The following is an 18459-nucleotide window of genomic DNA, read 5'->3' on the forward strand; positions in this document are numbered from 1 at the left end:
GGTATGATTCGTAAAGTTCTCACCGGCGTATTGTTGTGCGCCGCCATGCAGGCCCATGCTGATTACCAGTGCAGTGTTACCCCAAAAGATGATGTGGTTATCAATCCCCAGCAGGTTCAAGTCGTGGGGGAGAACGGCAACCTGGTGATTAACCCCGCCGGGGATGTGCAGTTCAATGGTAAGCAACACACGCTGAGCGCCGCACAGCGCCAGCTGGCGGTAAGCTACCAGCAATCACTGCGCAGCGATTTACCCTGGATTAATAACGGGGCGCTCTCGCGGGTGGATAAAAGCCGGGTCGCCCTGGATAACATCATCACCCAGCAGATGGGGGCCAGCAGCAATATGCATGGCCGTCTGACCAAGCTGGACAAGCAGCTTAAAGAGCAGATGAGCCGGATTATCGAACAGCGCCAGGATGGTCTGACTTTCCACTATAAAGGTATCGATCAGGTGCGTGCCGATGGCCAGCAACTGATTAACCAGGCGATGGGCGGTATCTTGCAGGACAGCATCAATGAAATGGGTGCCAGGGCGGTGCTGAAGGGCGGTTCCAACCCGCTGCAAAGCGTGCTGGGCAACCTGGGCGGTATGCAGACCGCGATTCAGGACGAATGGAAAAATCAGCAGCAGGATTTTGAACAGTTTGGCCGCGATGTCTGCCAGCGCGTTGTCTCACTGGAAGATCAGCGCACTAAGCTGGTTTCCGGCCTGAAATAATTCCCGCACCGCAGAGTAATCCCCGCCGGTTACCACTGCCAGATTCTGGACGGGGTAACCACCGCGGGTAGCGGAATATCCCAGGACTCACTCGGCAGGGCATCGACTTGCTGGCAGTCGTGGGCATAGCCCACCGGCTGCAGCCGGTATTGCCGCCAGTTTTGCAGGGTACGATCATAAAACCCGCCCCCCATTCCCAGGCGCTGGCCGTGAACGTCAAAGGCCACCAGCGGCACCACGAGCACATCCAGCGCCGCCAGCGGCAACACATGGCGCACATCGAGGTGCGGCTCCGCAATATTAAAGATATTGACCCGTAGCGGCGTGTGTGGCGTGTAGTGCAGAAACAGCAGGTTACCCGGGCTGAAGGGATGCAGCACCGGTAAATAGACCGCTTTCCCGGCCTGCCACAGGGCGTCAATCAGCGGGCGGGTATTCAGCTCACCATCAAAGGAGAGCGACACGGCCACGCGCTGTGCGTGCTGTAGCGGCGCATAGTGCATCATCTGGCTGGCGGCCTGATGGGCAAATTGCTGTTGTTGTTCGGGAGTAAGGGCGCGGCGGCGCTGACGAATATGTTTGCGGATATCGTGACGCAGTGTGGCAGTAGTCACATGAATGCTCACAGAAAGAGGATAATGCGGGAAAGGTAGTGGGAATCTCCGAGATGCCGCAGCAGGCTGTAACCCTTGAACCCTTGGTTCAAGGTGAATGTGTCGTCATGGTCTTAAGGCTTCTCGGGCGGACCGAGCATGCGCACCGATCATGGAGCGCCACATTCTTGTGGTTTGAAATATCGGCTCAGGGGACTGGCCCACTTGCAAACATCTCAGAGAAATTTTTATCTGAGGTCACTCTACCATAGTTAACCGCAGATTGTTATTCAAAAGTGCTTCCCGGCCTTTCAGCATTGCGACCTTGCTCAAGGAGCGCGTCTTCAATAGTTTGCTGAAGCATTTTGATCCGCTGTTCCATACTGGAGGCGTAATCCCGGGTTTTGGCTTTTTCCTGCGCCAGTTCATAACAGATGTTAAGTGCCGCGATAAAAACCAGTTGTTCACTATTGGTGACTCTAGTGCGAACTTTTAAATCTTGCAACCGCTGATCCAGCTCTTCCGCTGCCTGGTTCAGCGCATCCCGCTGTTCTGGCGGACAATTTACCCGCAAAGAACGACCGAATATTTGGATATCGACTGGTTGTGCAGACATGCCACCTTCCTGCTGATTAACGCCCCTATAGAATCACAGCCTGTCCGGGGCTGCGCGGGGGGCAAAATATAGCTACCCTGAAACAAAGATACAAGCCCTGATATCGTCCTTTTTGCGGTTCGGTTTCAGGCCGGGGTCAGGTGGTCAGAGGTATCACACCTGCAAATACTCCGCAACTGTGCTGACATAACTACCGGTGTCACCCAGGGGATTCTGGTATCTCCGGGGGCCAAAGTGGTAGCATATCATGAACATTACCTTCCAACGATGGCGAAAGCGCATGTCTATACAGAACACAATGCCTGACTACGAGAAAGTAGCTCAGTTACTCAACCAACAAAACATTGGCCTGACCCCGGCAGAAATGCACGGTTTGATCAGTGGCATGCTTTGCGGCGGTTGCAAAGACAGCGCCTGGCAGCCCTTAGTGCATGACCTGACCAACGAAGGGCTGGCCTTCAGCCAGGATCTGGCGGAAGCGGTGCGCCAAATGCACGCGGCCACCAGTGACGCGCTGGAAGATGACAGCTTTTTGTTTCAGCTTTACATCCCCAATGACGACGACGCCAGCGTGTTCCAGCGTGCTGATGCCCTGGCCGGCTGGGTAAACCATTTCCTGCTGGGGCTGGGTGTCACCCAACCCAAACTGGATAAAGTCAGCGGTGAAACCGGCGAAGCCATTAGCGATCTGCGTAATATCGCCCAGTTGGGGTACGATGAAGACGAAGACCAGGAAGAGCTGGAAATGTCCCTGGAAGAGATCATCGAATATGTCCGGGTTGCGGCGTTACTGTGCAATGACACATTCAATCATCCGGAACCCACCGCCCCGGAAGTGCGCAAACCGACATTACACTAAACGATAGCGGCCCGCAGTCATTGACGTCATCCTGCGGCGGCAGATAACAACACGCCGGTAAAGGGTTAACTGGCGCGTTTGCCGCCAGCATATTCCTGCGTCTGGCATGGCGGGCTCCCGGTTTAATAAGGAGATGTCATGACCCAGCAAGAATTTACCCGTCGCCGCCAGGAGCTGCTCAGCAAAATGGCGCCCGCCAGTGCCGCACTGATTTTTGCCGCCCCCGAGGCGACCCGCAGCGCGGACAGCGAATACCCGTATCGTCAGAATAGCGATTTCTGGTACTTCACCGGTTTTAATGAGCCGGAAGCGCTGCTGGTACTGATCAAAAGCAATGAGTCCCACAGCCACAGCGTGATTTTCAACCGCCTGCGGGATAAAACCGCAGAGATCTGGTTCGGGCGCCGGCTGGGCCAGGAGGCCGCCCCCGCTGCGCTGGGGGTCGATCGCGCGCTGGCATTCTCCGAAGTTAACCAACAGCTCCACCTGCTACTGAATGGCCTGGATGTGGTGTACCACGCCCAGGGCGAGTACCCCTATGCCGATACCCTGGTGTTCAGCGCCCTGGATACGCTGCGCAAAGGGGCCCGCCAGAACCTGCACGCCCCGGCCACGCTAACCGACTGGCGGCCCTGGGTTCACGATATGCGGCTGCATAAATCCCTCGAAGAAGTGGCCGTGATGCGCCGCGCCGGGGAAATCTCCGCGCTGGCCCATACCCGGGCCATGGAAAAATGCCGCCCGGGGATGTTTGAATACCAGCTGGAAGGGGAGATTCTGCACGAATTTACCCGCCACGGGGCGCGCTACCCCTCCTACAACACTATCGTCGGGGGCGGGGAGAACGGCTGTATTCTGCATTACACCGAAAACGAAAGTGAATTGCGCGCCGGGGACCTGGTGCTGATTGACGCCGGGTGTGAGTACCAGGGGTATGCCGGTGATATTACCCGCACCTTCCCGGTGAGCGGCACCTTTACCCCGGCCCAGCGGGCGGTGTATGACATCGTGCTGGACGCGCTGGACACCGCCACCCGGCTGTACCGCCCGGGGACCTCTATTCAGGAGGTCACCGGGGAAGTGGTGCGCGTGATGGTGCGTGGCCTGGTGGGGCTGGGCATCCTGCACGGCGAGGTAGACACCCTGGTGGCGGAAAACGCCTACCGGCCTTACTTTATGCACGGGCTGAGCCACTGGCTGGGGCTGGATGTCCACGATGTCGGGGACTACGGCCAGGAGCGCTCGCGAACGCTGGCCCCGGGCATGGTGCTCACCGTGGAGCCGGGCCTGTATATTGCCCCGGATGCCGACGTCCCGGCGCAGTATCGCGGCATTGGTATCCGTATTGAAGATGACATTCTGATCACCGACTCCGGTAACGAAGTGTTGACCCGCGGTGTCGTGAAAACCGCGGATGAGATTGAGGCGCTGATGGCAGCGTCCCGCCAATGAGCGTGATTATCACCGGGGGAGGTATGGCCGGGGCCACGCTGGCGCTGGCCCTTTCCCGGCTCACCGCCGGCCAGTTACCGATTCACCTGGTGGAGTCGAGAGCACCGGAATCGGCCGCGCACCCCGGGTTTGATGCCCGGGCCATTGCCTTATCCCACGGCACCTGCCAGCATTTGCAGCGGTTCGATATCTGGCCTGCCCTGGCCGATTGTGTGACCCCGATAACCCGGGTGCATGTCAGTGACCGCGGCCACGCCGGGTTCACCACCCTCGACGCCGGTGATTATGATATCGACGCGCTCGGCCACGTGATTGAACTGCATGAGGCCGGGCAGCGGCTGTTTACCCTGCTGCGCCAGGCACCCGGGATCACCCTGCATTGCCCGGCCAGCGTGACCGGGGTGGAGCGTACCGCTGACCACGCCCGGGTGACTCTGGACAACGGCACCGCCTTAAGCGCGCAACTGCTGGTGGCGGCGGACGGGACGCGTTCGGCCCTGGCCGGTCGTTGCGGTATTACCTGGCAACAGCGGGACTATCAACAAGTAGCGGTGATAGCCAATGTGTCCACGGCGCTGCCTCATCAGGGGCGCGCCTGGGAGCGGTTCACCGCCGATGGCCCACTGGCAATGTTACCGATGTCCGGTAACCGCTGCTCTCTGGTATGGTGCTTCCCGGCGGCGCGCCGCCAGGAGATTGAGCAGTGGAGCGACGCGCGTTTTTGCCATGAATTACAACAGGCCTTTGGCTGGCGGCTGGGGCAGATAACCTACAGCGGCCAGCGTCACTGTTACCCGCTGGCGCTGACCCAGGCGGATCGCAGTGTCACTCACCGGCTGGCGCTGGTGGGGAATGCCGCCCGGACCCTGCACCCGATTGCCGGGCAGGGGTTTAACCTCGGGATCCGCGATGTGGTTAGCCTGGCGGAGGCACTTGCCCAGGCCTGGGCACGCGGCGAGGATATTGGCAGCCGTGGGATATTGTCCGGCTATCAGGCCCGCCGGGCAGCAGACAAAGCCGCCACGATTGGGGTAACAGATGGCCTGGTCAGCCTGTTTGCTAACCACTGGTTCCCGCTGGTTATTGGCCGCAACCTGGGCCTGATGACCATGGAATGGCTCTCTCCGGCGCGTAATGCGCTGGCTTATCGCACCCTTGGCTGGGTCGCCCGTTAACAGGAGTGTAGATGTGCAAAGCGTAGATGTGGCAATTGTTGGTGGCGGAATGGTGGGTCTGGCGGTGGCCTGTGGGCTACAGGGCAGCGGCTTACGGGTCGCCGTTCTTGAACAGACCCCGCCGCAGCCTGCCGCGGCGGATGCCTCTGTGGGGCTGCGCGTGTCGGCAATCAATGCCGCCAGCGAAAAGTTACTCAGCCACTTAGGGGCCTGGGAGGCGATTATCGGCGAACGGGCCAGCCGCTACCACGGCATGGAAGTCTGGGAGCGGGACAGCTTCGGGCGTATTGAATTTGATGACAAATCCTTTGGTTACAGCCACCTTGGGCACATTGTTGAAAATGACGTGATCCACCGTGCGCTGTGGGCCCGGGCCGCCCAGTGCCGGGATGTGACCCTGCTTGCCCCGGCGCAAATCCAGCAACTGGCCCGGGGGGAGAACGACGCTTTCCTGAGCCTGACAGACGGGACGATGCTCACCGCCCGGCTGGTGGTAGGGGCCGATGGCGCCAACTCCTGGCTGCGCAAGCAGGCAGATATCCCGCTGACATCCTGGGATTATTGCCACCATGCGCTGGTGGCCACGGTGCGTACCGAACGCCCTCACGATGCGGTGGCGCGCCAGATTTTCCACGGGCAGGGGGTTCTGGCATTTCTCCCCCTCAGCGACGGGCAGTTAAGTTCGATTGTCTGGTCCCTGCCGCCGGAAGAGGCGCAGCGGGTTGCCCAGCTGGATGACGCGGATTTCAACCGCGAGCTGGCGGTGGCCTTTGATATGCGCCTCGGGATGTGCGAGGTGCAAAGTGCGCGGCTGAGCTTCCCGCTGACCGGCCGTTATGCCCGGCAGTTTGCCGCCCACCGGCTGGCGCTGGTGGGGGACGCGGCGCATACCATCCACCCACTGGCCGGGCAGGGGGTAAACCTCGGTTTTATGGATGCAGCCACGCTGATTGCTGAACTGCGCCGCCTGCATAAAGACGGTAAAGATATTGGCGAGCACCTCTACCTGCGCCGCTATGAGCGCGACCGCAAACACAGCGCGGCGCTGATGCTGGCAGGGATGCAGGGCTTTCGCGAACTGTTCGCCGGCAGCAATCCGGCGAAAAAGCTGTTACGTGATGTGGGCTTAGCGCTGGCGGATACCCTGCCGGGCGTTAAACCGCAACTGCTGCGCCAGGCCATGGGCCTGCATGACCTGCCGGAATGGCTGCGTTAACCCGCTAACCGATCCCTTCCCGCTGGCCGGGCGGGGATCGCGCTCCCTCATTTGAAATATTCTAATTTGACTCGCCTAATCGGATTAGTTTTTGTAATCCGACACCGTTTTTGATGTAGTGATTTTGTTTTTGAATTTAGCAGAAATGTTATCTTCTTCTGATTTCTGCGTGGACTAATCACCAGATGTGCGGCATTTGTCGCATTTTACTAGTTAGAATCACTGGCTGCCTTCCGGCTATTACTGGCCATAAGCTAATGTGATGACCACGGCGCACTTATGGTTTAACGCCGGGTTCAGTGGTAAGTTTGCCAGCAAAGAGAACGTTTGCGTCGCCCCCCCATGGCGCGGGGGAACGGGCGTTTTGTGGGCCGCGTCAGGCGGCCCGAGTGGACTGAAAGAGGATAAAATGGCTCAGCAGACCCCGTTATTTGAACAGCACAACCTGTGTGGTGCCCGCATGGTGGATTTCCACGGCTGGATGATGCCGCTGCACTATGGCTCCCAGATTGACGAGCACCATGCCGTACGTACCGATGCCGGGATGTTTGATGTCTCCCACATGACCATTGTTGACCTGCACGGCAGCCGCACCCGCGAGTTCCTGCGCTATCTGCTGGCAAACGACGTGGCTAAGCTCCAGACCCCGGGCAAAGCGCTGTACAGCGCCATGCTTAATGCCTCCGCCGGTGTGATTGACGATCTGATTGTCTACTTCCTCGCTGAAGACGATTTCCGGTTAGTGGTTAACTCCGCTACCCGCGACAAAGACCTCGCGTGGATCAACGAACATGCGGAAAAATTCGCCGTGACGGTGACGGTGCGCGATGATCTGGCGCTGATTGCGGTACAGGGGCCACATGCCCAGGCGAAGGCCCAGACCCTGTTCACCGAACAACAGCGCCAGGCCGTGGCGGGGATGAAGCCCTTCTTCGGCGTGCAGGCCGGTGACTTCTTTATTGCCACCACCGGGTATACCGGTGAGGCGGGCTACGAAATCGCCCTGCCTAAAGACCAGGCCGCCGGGTTTTGGGCCGCCCTGGTCAAGGCCGGGGTCAAACCCTGTGGCCTGGGGGCCCGCGATACGCTGCGCCTCGAAGCCGGGATGAACCTCTACGGCCAGGATATGGACGAAGGTATTTCCCCGCTGGCGGCCAATATGGGCTGGACCATCGCCTGGCAACCGGCTGACCGGGCGTTTATTGGCCGGGAAATGCTCGAATTACAGCGGGAAAAAGGCACCGATACCCTGGTGGGCCTGGTCATGACCGAGAAAGGCGTGTTGCGTAGCGGCCTGCCGGTGCGTTTTTTTGATGAAAATGGCCATTGCAAAGAAGGGGTGATTACCAGTGGTAGCTTCTCCCCGACGCTGGGATACAGTATTGCCCTGGCGCGTGCCCCGGCTGGCGCTGGCCAGCGCGCCGTGGTCCAGATCCGTAACCGCGAACTGCCGGTTACCGTTACCAAACCTGTTTTTGTTCGCGCCGGTAAACCCGTCGCGCAGTAAATATTTACCAGGAGATAACAATGAGCAATGTGCCTAATGAACTGAAATACAGCAAAGAGCATGAGTGGCTGCGTAAAGAAGCAGACGGTAGCTATACCGTCGGCATCACTGAGCACGCCCAGGAGCTGTTGGGCGATATGGTCTTTGTCGACCTGCCGGAAACCGGCGCAACGGTAGCGGCGGGTGACGATTGTGCCGTGGCCGAGTCCGTGAAAGCGGCGTCCGATATCTACGCCCCGATAAGCGGCGAGATTGTGGCCGTTAATGACGCGCTGAGCGACGCCCCGGAACTGGTGAACAGCGAGCCTTATGGGGCCGGCTGGATTTTCAAAATCAAAGCCGACGACGACGCTGAGGTTGCCGCGCTGCTGGATGCCGCAGCCTATGAAGCGCTGTTAGAAAACGAGTAATTGTAGTGGGCCGGGTTTTCCCGGCCTGTTTGTTTCTGATTGTTATATCTGGTCCTATTACCCCGGCCAGGATGTTGCAGGAATAACCGCTCATGACCCAAACCTTACCGCAGCTTGAACACAATGATGCTTTCATTGACCGCCATATCGGCCCCTCTGCTGAACAACAGCAAGAGATGCTGGCCGCCGTGGGGGCCGAGTCGTTAAACGCGTTAACCGCGCGCATTGTCCCGGCCGATATTCAACTGGCCCGGCCGCCACAGATTGGCGGTGCCGCCACGGAATTTGCCGCGCTGGCAGAGCTGAAAGCCATCGCCGGGCGCAATAAACGGGTTAAAACCTATATTGGGATGGGTTACACCGCGGTGCACACACCGCCGGTTATTCTGCGCAATATGCTGGAAAACCCCGGCTGGTATACCGCGTATACCCCGTATCAGCCGGAAGTGTCCCAGGGGCGGCTGGAAGCGTTACTGAACTTCCAGCAGGTGACCCTCGATCTGACCGGGCTGGACATTGCCTCGGCATCATTACTGGATGAAGCGACCGCCGCCGCCGAAGCGATGGCGATGGCCAAACGCGTCAGCAAACTGAAAGGGGCCAACCGCTTCTTTGTGGCGGCCGATGTTCACCCCCAGACCCTGGATGTGGTGCGCACCCGTGCTGAAACGTTCGGTTTTGACGTTATCGTCGATGATGCGGCTAAAGTGCTCGACCACCAGGATCTGTTTGGCGTGCTGTTGCAGCAGGTGGGCACCACCGGTGAAGTACACGATTACCGCGCCCTGATTACTGAGCTGAAAGCCCGTAAAGTGGTGGTCAGCGTGGCGGCAGACTTGATGACGCTGGTATTGCTGACCGCGCCGGGTAAGCAGGGGGCCGATATTGTCTTTGGCTCCGCCCAGCGCTTTGGCGTGCCGATGGGCTACGGTGGCCCGCACGCGGCGTTCTTCGCCAGCCGTGATGAATATAAACGCTCAATGCCGGGCCGGATCATCGGGGTGTCGAAAGATGCCGCCGGGCAGACCGCGCTGCGCATGGCGATGCAGACCCGCGAGCAGCATATCCGCCGCGAGAAAGCCAACTCGAACATTTGTACTTCCCAGGTGCTGCTGGCCAATATCGCCAGCCTGTACGCGGTCTATCATGGCCCTCAGGGGCTGCGGCGCATCGCCCAGCGTATTCACCGCTTTGCGGATATCCTCGCCGCCGGGTTACGCCACCAGGGGCTGAGCCTGCGCCACGATAGCTGGTTTGATACCCTGTGCGTTGAGGTGGCGGACAAAGCCGCGGTGCTGGCCCGGGCGCAAGCCGGCCACATCAACCTGCGCAGCGATATCCACAACGCCGTGGGCATCACCCTGGATGAAACCACCACCCGCGAAGATATTGCCAGCCTGTTTGCGGTGTTACTGGGGGACGGCCACAGCCCGGATATCGACGCGCTGGATCAAGACGTTGCCCTGGACAGCCGCTCGGTACCGGCGGCGATGCTGCGCGATGACGCTATCCTTACCCATCCGGTATTCAACCGCTACCACAGCGAAACCGAGATGATGCGCTATATGCACAGCCTGGAGCGCAAAGATCTGGCCCTTAACCAGGCAATGATCCCGCTGGGCTCCTGCACCATGAAGCTGAACGCCGCGGCGGAGATGATCCCTATCACCTGGCCGGAGTTTGCGGAACTGCACCCGTTCTGCCCGGCGGATCAGGCCGAGGGGTATCACCAGATGATAGCCCAGCTGTCTGACTGGCTGGTTAAGCTGACCGGTTATGACGCGCTGTGCATGCAGCCAAACTCCGGGGCGCAGGGGGAGTATGCCGGTCTGCTGGCTATCCGCCGCTACCATGCCAGCCGCAATCAGGCCCAGCGCGATATCTGCCTGATCCCCAGCTCTGCCCACGGCACTAACCCGGCATCGGCACAAATGGCCGGGATGCAGGTTGTGGTGGTGGCCTGTGATAAACAGGGCAACATTGATCTTGACGATCTGCGGGCCAAAGCTGAACAGTCGGCGGCGCAGTTGTCCTGCATTATGGTGACCTATCCGTCCACCCACGGGGTGTACGAAGAGACCATCCGCGAGGTGTGCGACATCGTGCACCAGTTTGGCGGCCAGGTGTATCTGGACGGGGCCAATATGAATGCCCAGGTGGGGATCACCTCCCCGGGCCATATCGGGGCGGATGTGTCGCACCTGAACCTGCATAAAACCTTCTGTATTCCCCACGGCGGTGGCGGCCCGGGCATGGGGCCTATAGGCGTGAAAGCACACCTGGCCCCGTTTGTGCCGGGCCACAGCGTGGTGCAGATTGACGAGATGCTCACCCAGCAAGGGGCGGTATCCGCCGCACCGTTTGGCAGTGCGTCGATTTTACCGATTAGCTGGATGTACATTCGCATGATGGGCGCCGAAGGGCTGAAAAAAGCCAGCCAGGTGGCTATCCTCAATGCCAACTACATTGCCACCCGCCTGAAAGGGGCGTATCCGGTGCTGTACACCGGCGATAACGGCTATGTGGCCCACGAATGTATTCTCGACATTCGCCCGCTGAAAGAGCAAACCGGCATCAGTGAGCTGGATATTGCCAAGCGGCTGATTGATTTTGGCTTCCATGCGCCAACCATGTCTTTCCCGGTGGCGGGTACCCTGATGGTGGAGCCTACCGAATCCGAAAGCAAAGCGGAGCTGGATCGCTTTATCGACGCGATGCTGGCTATCCGCAGTGAGATGGATCGGGTGGCTGCCGGGGAATGGCCGCTGGAGGATAACCCGCTGGTCAATGCGCCGCATATTCAGCAGGAGCTGGTCAGCGAGTGGGCACACCCCTACAGCCGCGAGCTGGCGGTGTTCCCGGCGGGCATCAGCAATAAATACTGGCCGACGGTAAAACGCCTTGATGATGTTTATGGTGACCGTCATCTGTTCTGTGCCTGCGTGCCGATGAGCGAATACCAGTAGTTATTACCCGTAGGATAACAGGGCGCTGCGGCGCCCTTGTTTATTATTATGACGCCATCTCCGTATTACCTGGCCCGCCGCTGATGGCATCCACCCGGGCCTGATGGCGCCCACCTTCAAAGGTCGCCCCCAGCCAGCCGTCCACAATCATCTTCGCTAACGCATCCCCCACCACCCGGGCGCCAAACGCCAGAATATTGCTGTCATTGTGCTGGCGGGATAGCTGCGCGGAATAGGGCTCGCTACACACTACCGCCCGGATACCGGCCACTTTGTTGGCGGCAATCGCCATCCCCACCCCGGTGCCGCAGATCAAGATACCGCCATCGGCTTCACCACTGGCCACCGCCAGGGAAACGGCCCGGGCATAGTGGGGGTAATCGGTCCGGGTGGCGGATGTGGTGCCTTTATCCATCACCGTAAACCCGTTTTCGATCAGATGGGCCACAATGGCGGCCTTCAGGGAAAGTCCGACATGGTCGCAGCCAATCGCCAGTGTTTGCATGGTGCCTCCTTGAGTGTCGGCTTCACGAATCAATCGCCACTGTGAAGAAATGTCTGAGGAATGCGCCAGAGAACCGGCGCCGGAATAACGGATTCTTAGGGATAACTGCGGCGGTAAACAATAGCGATGCGTCGATTTTTGTACGTTATAGCGGGAAGGTAGTGCGTTGTTTATTGGTGGTGTATTAAGGCTTAATTTAAGGTGTTATTTTTACGTAAGCTATTAATAATAAAAAACTTTATTGAATTTAATCTTCTGTGAAGTCGGTTGCATATTTCGTCTGCCGCTTATGGTTGTATAGTCGCCAGGTTACTTTTTCACCAGGGGCGAGGATGGCATATTCAGCGCAGGACAAAATTCCACAGGGGATCGGGCTGGCCCCCTGGCTGCGGATGCGCCAGGAGGGGATGACAGGCAATGAGAGCCGGATTGTTGACTGGCTGCTGGTGCCCGGTAATCTGAATGCTCGCCCGGCCATCAAAGAGGTGGCAGAAGCGCTGGGCGTCTCTGAAGCGATGATTGTCAAAGTTGCCAAACTGCTGGGGTTTAGCGGGTTCCGCCAGTTGCGTAGCGCTATCGGGGCGTATTTTGTCCAGTCTGAACAGGTGCTACCGGCGGAGCTGGCCTTTGATGAGGCCCCCCAGGATGTGGTGAACAAAGTGTTCAATATCAGCCTGCGCACCATTATGGAGGGGCAGTCGATCGTCAATGCCGAAGAGATCCGCCAGGCGGCGCGTTGCTTCTGGCAGGCGAAGCAGCGGGATCTTTACGGGGTGGGTGGTTCGAATGCTATCTGTGCCGATATTCAGCACAAGTTTTTGCGCATCGGCATCCGCTGCCACACTTACGGTGACACGCACCTGATGGCGATGTCCGCGGCGCTGCTCCAGCCCGGGGACGTGGTACTGGTGGTGACCCACTCCGGCCAGACCAGTGACCTTATCGCCGCGGTAAAGCTGGCAAAAGACAACGGGGCGCAGGTTATCTGCATTACTCACAGCCACCATTCACCTGTCGCCCGGCTGGCTGATTTTATTATTTGTTCACCAGCGCCGGATACCCCTCTGCTGGGGCGCAATGCATCGGCGCGGATATTACAGTTGACCCTGCTGGATGCTTTTTTTGTTTCTGTGGCCCAGCAGGATACCGCCCAGGCTACGGCCAATATGCAGAAAACGGCGGCCATTGTTGCCCTGTTTCCCCGCTGGCAGTGGGGTAATTAGACTTTAGAAATAAATCCAGACACCGCCACCCCGGTGGGGTGAGCCACACCACAATCCTGAACCAGACAGTGAGAATATGATGATGAATAACTATCTGAAATATTTCAGCGGCGCCGTTATGGGTATGATGCTCAGCGCCAGCGTAATGGCCGCCGCAGACTATGCCGTGGTATTAAAAACATTATCTAACCCGTTCTGGGTGGATATGAAAAAAGGTATTGAGGACGAAGCCAAAACCCTGGGGTTCAGCGTTGATATTTTTGCATCGCCCTCGGAAGGCGATTTCCAGTCCCAGCTTCAGCTGTTTGAAGATTTAATTAATAAAAAATATAAAGGCATCGCATTTGCGCCATTGTCGTCGGTCAATCTGGTTATTCCGGTGGCGAAAGCCTGGAAAAACGGCATTTACCTGGTCAACCTCGATGAGAAAATTGATATGGAAAATCTCAGTAAAGCCGGGGGGAATATTGAAGGCTTTGTCACCACTGATAATGTTGCCGTCGGTGCTAAGGGGGCGGAATATATTATTAACGCCCTCGGGGACGCGGGGGGCGAGGTGGCTATTATTGAAGGTAAAGCGGGGAATGCCTCAGGGGAGGCCCGGCGCAGCGGCGCGAATGCGGCCTTTACGCAGCAGCGCCAGATAAAACTGGTGGCCAGCCAGCCGGCGGACTGGGATCGCATCAAAGCCCTCGACGTTGCTACCAATGTATTGCAGCGCAACCCGGGGCTTAAAGCCTTCTACTGCGCCAATGACACCATGGCGATGGGGGTTGCCCAGGCGGTGGCCAATGCCGGGAAAACCGGGGAGATTATGGTGATCGGCACCGATGGTATCCCCGAAGCGCGCAAGATGGTGGCCAGCGGCATGATGACCGCCACCGTCGCCCAGGACCCCCAGGGGATCGGCGCCACCGGGCTGAAAATGCTGGTCAACGCGGCGCAGTCCGGTAAGCCCATTCCCCGGGAGGGCCAGCCGGTATCCGAGACGGTAGACTCCCTGCTGGTAACCCGTAACGCCACCGACGGCTAACCCCTGGCGCAATACTCCGGCAGCCTGTGCTGCCTATTATGAGGGCCCATTATGACCACGCCTTATATTTCAATGGCGGGGATCGGTAAGCCTTTTGGTCCGGTTCACGCATTAACCTCTGTCGATTTGAATATTTACCCCGGGGAGATCCACGCCCTGCTTGGGGAGAATGGCGCCGGTAAATCGACATTGATGAAAATATTATCCGGTATTTATTCTCCGAGCCGCGGAGTTATCACGATTAATAATAACGAATACCGCCAGCTTGATCATAAGCAGGCGGCAGAGCAGGGTATCGGTATTATTTATCAAGAGTTAAGTGTTATTGATGAACTGAGCGTACTGGAGAATCTCTATATTGGCCGCCATCTGACTAAACGTTGTGGCGGAATTAAGATGATTAACTGGCCTGAAATGCGCCGCCGGGGAGCCATGATGTTATTACGGGTTGGGCTACATGTGTCGCTGGATGAGAAAGTGCGTAATTTGGCAATTGGCCATAAGCAAATGCTCGAAATAGCCAAAACACTGATGCTCGATGCCCGGGTCATTATTATGGATGAACCCACCTCGTCATTAACCAATAACGAAGTGGACTATTTGTTCCTGATTATGCGCCAGCTGCGCAGCGAGGGGACAGCCATTGTGTATATCTCCCACAAGCTGGCAGAGATCCGGCGAATTTGCGACCGCTATACGGTTATGAAAGACGGCAACACGGTGTGTAGCGGCATGGTGAACGCGGTGACCAATAACGATATTGTCCGGCTGATGGTGGGCCGGGACGTAGCGCCGCGCAGCGGTTCGCGCCAGCCTCCCGGGGATGATGCCCCCGTAGCCCTTGAGGTTACGCAGGTTACCAGCCGCGATAAACGACGGGTGCGCAATATCTCTTTTAGCGTCAGGCGCGGTGAGATTTTAGGCTTCGCCGGGCTGGTGGGGGCAGGGCGCACGGAGCTGATGAACTGCCTGTTTGGGGTAGATAAGCGCAGCAGCGGTGAAATCCGGCTGAACGGCACGCTGATCACCCCGCGCTCCCCGCTGGATGCGCTGAAGAAGGGCATGGCCTACATCACTGAGAACCGCCGGGAAACCGGGATTTTTGCCAACTTTTCCATTGCCCAGAATATGGCCATCAGCCACAGCCTGAAGCAGGGGGGCTATAAAGGCGCCCTGGGGTTAATTAACCGCAGGGAGGAGCAGGCTCAGGCGCAACACCAGCGCCAGCTACTGGGGCTGAAGTGCCACTCACTGGGGCAAAACATTGGCGAGTTGTCTGGCGGTAACCAGCAGAAGGTGCTGATTTCCCGCTGGTTATGCTGTACCCCGCAGGTCATTATTTTTGATGAGCCCACCCGCGGCATTGATGTGGGGGCCAAAGCAGAAATTTACCGGGTAATGCGCCAACTGGCCCGCGAGGGAAAAGTGATCCTGATGGTTTCTTCCGAGCTGCCGGAAATTATTGCGGTCTGCGATCGCATTGCGGTGTTTTGCGCCGGGCAGCTAACACACACCCTGACTAACCGCCCCGATATCAGCGAAGAGGAGATCATGGCATGGGCACTCCCGCAAACGTAAAACCGACGTCTGACGGCGTATCCGGGCTTAGTTTTGCCCGCTTCTGGGACCAGTACGGCACCTTTTTTATCCTTGCGATTATTGTGGCTATTTTTGGCAGCCTCTCCCCGGAATATTTTCTGACCGGTAATAATCTCACCCAAATCCTGGTGCAGAGTGCGGTCACGGTACTGATCGGCATGGGCGAGTTTTTTGCCATCCTGGTGGCCGGGATCGATCTGTCCGTCGGGGCGATCCTCGCCCTGTCGGGCATGGTGACCGCCAAACTGATGCTGGCAGGCTGGGACCCGGTACTCGCCGCCCTGGTCGGCGGTGTGCTGGTGGGAGGGCTACTGGGGGCGATTAATGGCTGCCTGGTCAACTGGACCGGGCTGCACCCCTTTATTATCACCCTCGGCACCAATGCGATTTTCCGTGGTGTTACCCTGGTTATCTCCGATGCCAATTCGGTGTATGGCTTCTCTTTTGAGTTTGTGAACTTCTTCGCCGCCAGCGTATTGGGTATTCCGGTACCGGTGATTTTTGCCCTGCTGATTGCCGGCCTGTTGTGGTTTATGACCACCCACACCCGCCTGGGGCGCAATATTTATGCCCTCGGCGGCAATAAATCATCGGCGTTTTATTCCGGTATCGATGTGAAGTTCCACATGCTGGTGGTGTTTGTTATTTCCGGCATTTGCGCAGGCCTGGCGGGGGTAGTGTCCACGGCGCGACTGGGGGCGGCGGAACCACTGGCCGGAATGGGGTTTGAAACCTACGCCATTGCCAGCGCCATTATTGGCGGCACCAGCTTCTTTGGCGGCAAGGGGCGTATTTTCTCGGTGGTGATTGGCGGGCTTATCATCGGCACCATCAATAACGGATTAAACATTCTCCAGGTCCAGACCTATTACCAACTGGTGGTGATGGGGGGCCTGATTATTGCCGCTGTCGCACTGGATCGGCTGATCAGTAAATAACACCAACCACAGGAGTGATAATGAAAATTTCCCCTTCGCTGATGTGCATGGATCTGGCGGATTTCAGATCGCAAATTGAATTCCTCAACTGCCATGCGGACTATTTTCATCTCGATATTATGGACGGCCACTTTGTGCCGAACCTTACCCTGTCGCCGTTTTTTGTCAGCCAGGTCAGCAAGCTGGCGACCCTGCCGCTGGATTGCCACCTGATGGTCACCCGCCCCCAGGATTACATAGCGCCGCTGGCGGAGGCCGGGGCGCAGATGCTGACGCTCCACCCCGAGACCCTGAACGGCCAGGCGTTCCGGCTGATTGGCCACATTCGTGAACGGGGGATGAAAGTGGGGCTGATTATTAACCCGGAAACCTCCCCGGAGGTGATGAAATACTATCTGCACTACGCGGATAAAGTTACCGTGATGACGGTTGACCCGGGCTTTGCCGGCCAGCCGTTTATCCGCGAGATGCTTAATAAAATCACGGAACTCAAAAACTGGCGCACCCGGGAAGGGCTGGGCTATGAGATTGAAGTGGACGGCTCCTGCAATACCGCTACCTGGTTGCCGCTGATCGGTGCCGGCGCCGATGTGCTGATTGTTGGCTCCTCAGGCCTGTTTAATCGCAGTGACGATCTTAGCCACGCCTGGGAGCTGATGCGCGCAGAGATAAACCACGCCCGACAGGTATTACACAATGCGGCCGTTTCCTAGCGCGGGGCCACAGGGGGCGCGTGGCCTGGTTGCCGGGGTGGACATGGGGGCCACCCATCTCCGGCTCTGCCTGCAAGATCCCCAGGGTGCGCTGGTGTACAGCACACAGCAACCCACCGCCACGGTGATCCGGGACGGAATTGCCCGTGGCGTGGCGAATCTTATTACCGGGCAGTTATCCCGGCTCGGGGCGCGCTGCACCGGGCTGGTGATGGGCTTCCCGGCGCTGGTGGCGAAAGACCGGCGCACGGTAGTTTCCGCCCCGAATCTGGCGCTGGCGGAGCATGCCTTTGACGGGCTGGCCGGGAGGCTGGAACAGTCCCTTGGCTGCCCGGTGGCGTTTTATCGCGATGTGAACCTGCAACTGCGCTGGGACGTGGCGGAAAACCGCCTTGAGCGGCAGGTGGTACTGGGGGCCTATCTGGGCACCGGCATGGGCTTTGCCGCCTGGCTACAGGGGGAGCCCTGGACCGGCGCCCACGGTGCGGCGGGGGAGCTGGGGCATATCCCGCTGGGTGACCCGCAGCAAACCTGCACCTGCGGTAACCCGGGGTGCCTTGAAACGCTGTGCTCCGGCCGGGCGATGGCCCGCTGGTATCATCAGGCCGCGCGGGATTACCCCCTTGGTGAGCTGTTCCGCTATGCGGTCGATGAGCCAGCTATCCAGTTAATGCTAGTGCGCGGGGCCCAGTCCATCGCCACGGCCATTAATTTGTTTGATCCGGATGCGGTGATCCTCGGCGGCGGTGTGATGGATATGCCGTCATTTCCGCGCGGGTATTTTATTGCGCATATTCGACAGCATGTGCGCCAGCCGCTGCCCGGAAACCGGGTGCGGTTTATCGCCGCCTCGTCATCGGCATTTAATGGCGCCAGAGGGGCGGCAATGCTGGCCGCCCGCCCTGTTGATGGCGCGCCCGGGGATTAAAAAGTG

At 58.4% G+C, this 18459-nt stretch carries 17 protein-coding genes and 1 other RNA gene; 14 read left to right on the forward strand and 4 right to left on the reverse strand.

Features of this window, described 5'->3' with window-relative positions; translation table 11 throughout:
- Positions 1 to 3: 3 nt before the first annotated feature.
- Entirely contained in the window at positions 4 to 720 is a 717-nt protein-coding gene (locus F9C28_RS13180; RefSeq protein ID WP_199015826.1) for a YggN family protein, read from the forward strand.
- Between the two features lie 29 nt (positions 721 to 749).
- Here the strand turns inward: F9C28_RS13180 and F9C28_RS13185 are convergent, their stop codons facing one another.
- The 3 genes from F9C28_RS13185 to zapA all read right to left on the reverse strand — a co-directional run bounded on the left by F9C28_RS13185 (position 750) and on the right by zapA (position 1929).
- Entirely contained in the window at positions 750 to 1334 is a 585-nt protein-coding gene (locus F9C28_RS13185) for a 5-formyltetrahydrofolate cyclo-ligase (RefSeq protein ID WP_408641525.1), read from the reverse strand.
- Positions 1335 to 1375: 41 nt separating this feature from the next.
- Positions 1376 to 1559, reverse strand: a non-coding RNA gene (gene ssrS / locus F9C28_RS13190) — 6S RNA.
- Between the two features lie 40 nt (positions 1560 to 1599).
- A complete protein-coding gene (zapA, locus tag F9C28_RS13195; protein ID WP_199015828.1) occupies positions 1600 to 1929 on the reverse strand; it encodes a cell division protein ZapA in 330 nt (109 codons plus the stop codon).
- Between the two features lie 280 nt (positions 1930 to 2209).
- Between zapA and F9C28_RS13200 the strand changes: the two genes are divergently transcribed.
- From F9C28_RS13200 to gcvP, 7 genes are all read left to right on the forward strand, one after another.
- A complete protein-coding gene (locus F9C28_RS13200) occupies positions 2210 to 2788 on the forward strand; it encodes a YecA/YgfB family protein (RefSeq protein WP_199015829.1) in 579 nt (192 codons plus the stop codon).
- A 138-nt stretch (positions 2789 to 2926) separates the two neighbouring features.
- Entirely contained in the window at positions 2927 to 4240 is a 1314-nt protein-coding gene (pepP, locus tag F9C28_RS13205) for a Xaa-Pro aminopeptidase (RefSeq protein WP_199015830.1), read from the forward strand.
- Positions 4237 to 5415 carry a 2-octaprenyl-6-methoxyphenyl hydroxylase gene (ubiH, locus tag F9C28_RS13210; RefSeq protein WP_199015831.1) on the forward strand — a complete coding sequence of 393 codons (1179 nt, stop codon included), beginning with the start codon at positions 4237 to 4239 and terminating at the stop codon, positions 5413 to 5415. Before pepP ends, ubiH begins: the two co-directional genes overlap by 4 nt.
- A gap of 13 nt (positions 5416 to 5428) precedes the next feature.
- On the forward strand, positions 5429 to 6631 hold the full coding sequence (ubiI, locus tag F9C28_RS13215) for an FAD-dependent 2-octaprenylphenol hydroxylase (RefSeq protein ID WP_199015832.1): 1203 nt from the start codon (positions 5429 to 5431) through the stop codon (positions 6629 to 6631).
- 409 nt (positions 6632 to 7040) lie between these two features.
- Entirely contained in the window at positions 7041 to 8138 is a 1098-nt protein-coding gene (gcvT, locus tag F9C28_RS13220) for a glycine cleavage system aminomethyltransferase GcvT (protein ID WP_199015833.1), read from the forward strand.
- A gap of 20 nt (positions 8139 to 8158) precedes the next feature.
- On the forward strand, positions 8159 to 8548 hold the full coding sequence (gcvH, locus tag F9C28_RS13225; protein ID WP_199015834.1) for a glycine cleavage system protein GcvH: 390 nt from the start codon (positions 8159 to 8161) through the stop codon (positions 8546 to 8548).
- A gap of 92 nt (positions 8549 to 8640) precedes the next feature.
- Positions 8641 to 11514: an aminomethyl-transferring glycine dehydrogenase gene (gene gcvP, locus F9C28_RS13230; RefSeq protein ID WP_199015835.1), complete on the forward strand. Its 2874-nt coding sequence runs from the start codon at positions 8641 to 8643 to the stop codon at positions 11512 to 11514.
- A gap of 46 nt (positions 11515 to 11560) precedes the next feature.
- On the opposite strand, the gene rpiB is transcribed toward gcvP, so the two are convergent.
- Positions 11561 to 12019 carry a bifunctional allose-6-phosphate isomerase/ribose-5-phosphate isomerase RpiB gene (gene rpiB, locus F9C28_RS13235; RefSeq protein ID WP_199015836.1) on the reverse strand — a complete coding sequence of 153 codons (459 nt, stop codon included), beginning with the start codon at positions 12017 to 12019 and terminating at the stop codon, positions 11561 to 11563.
- Between the two features lie 332 nt (positions 12020 to 12351).
- Here rpiB and alsR point away from each other — a divergent pair, with 332 nt between their 5' ends.
- From alsR to alsK, 6 genes are all read left to right on the forward strand, one after another.
- Positions 12352 to 13242 (forward strand): transcriptional repressor AlsR, encoded by an 891-nt coding sequence (alsR, locus tag F9C28_RS13240; protein ID WP_199015837.1) that lies wholly within the window; start codon positions 12352 to 12354, stop codon positions 13240 to 13242.
- Between the two features lie 82 nt (positions 13243 to 13324).
- The gene (gene alsB, locus F9C28_RS13245) at positions 13325 to 14275 is read left to right on the forward strand and encodes a D-allose transporter substrate-binding protein (RefSeq protein ID WP_199015856.1); all 951 of its coding nucleotides are present in this window, start codon (positions 13325 to 13327) and stop codon (positions 14273 to 14275) included.
- 51 nt (positions 14276 to 14326) lie between these two features.
- Positions 14327 to 15853: a D-allose ABC transporter ATP-binding protein AlsA gene (gene alsA, locus F9C28_RS13250; RefSeq protein ID WP_199015838.1), complete on the forward strand. Its 1527-nt coding sequence runs from the start codon at positions 14327 to 14329 to the stop codon at positions 15851 to 15853.
- Positions 15832 to 16812, forward strand: a complete 981-nt coding sequence (gene alsC / locus F9C28_RS13255) for a D-allose ABC transporter permease (RefSeq protein ID WP_199015839.1) — start codon at positions 15832 to 15834, stop codon at positions 16810 to 16812. Before alsA ends, alsC begins: the two co-directional genes overlap by 22 nt.
- A 20-nt stretch (positions 16813 to 16832) precedes the next feature.
- Positions 16833 to 17525, forward strand: a complete 693-nt coding sequence (gene alsE / locus F9C28_RS13260) for a D-allulose 6-phosphate 3-epimerase (RefSeq protein ID WP_199015840.1) — start codon at positions 16833 to 16835, stop codon at positions 17523 to 17525.
- Complete coding sequence (gene alsK / locus F9C28_RS13265; RefSeq protein ID WP_199015841.1) at positions 17509 to 18453, forward strand: allose kinase; 945 nt, start codon at positions 17509 to 17511, stop codon at positions 18451 to 18453. Before alsE ends, alsK begins: the two co-directional genes overlap by 17 nt.
- The last annotated feature ends 6 nt before the right edge of the window (positions 18454 to 18459 follow it).

Source organism: Shimwellia pseudoproteus, from assembly GCF_016415625.1.
GTDB lineage: Bacteria > Pseudomonadota > Gammaproteobacteria > Enterobacterales > Enterobacteriaceae > Shimwellia > Shimwellia pseudoproteus.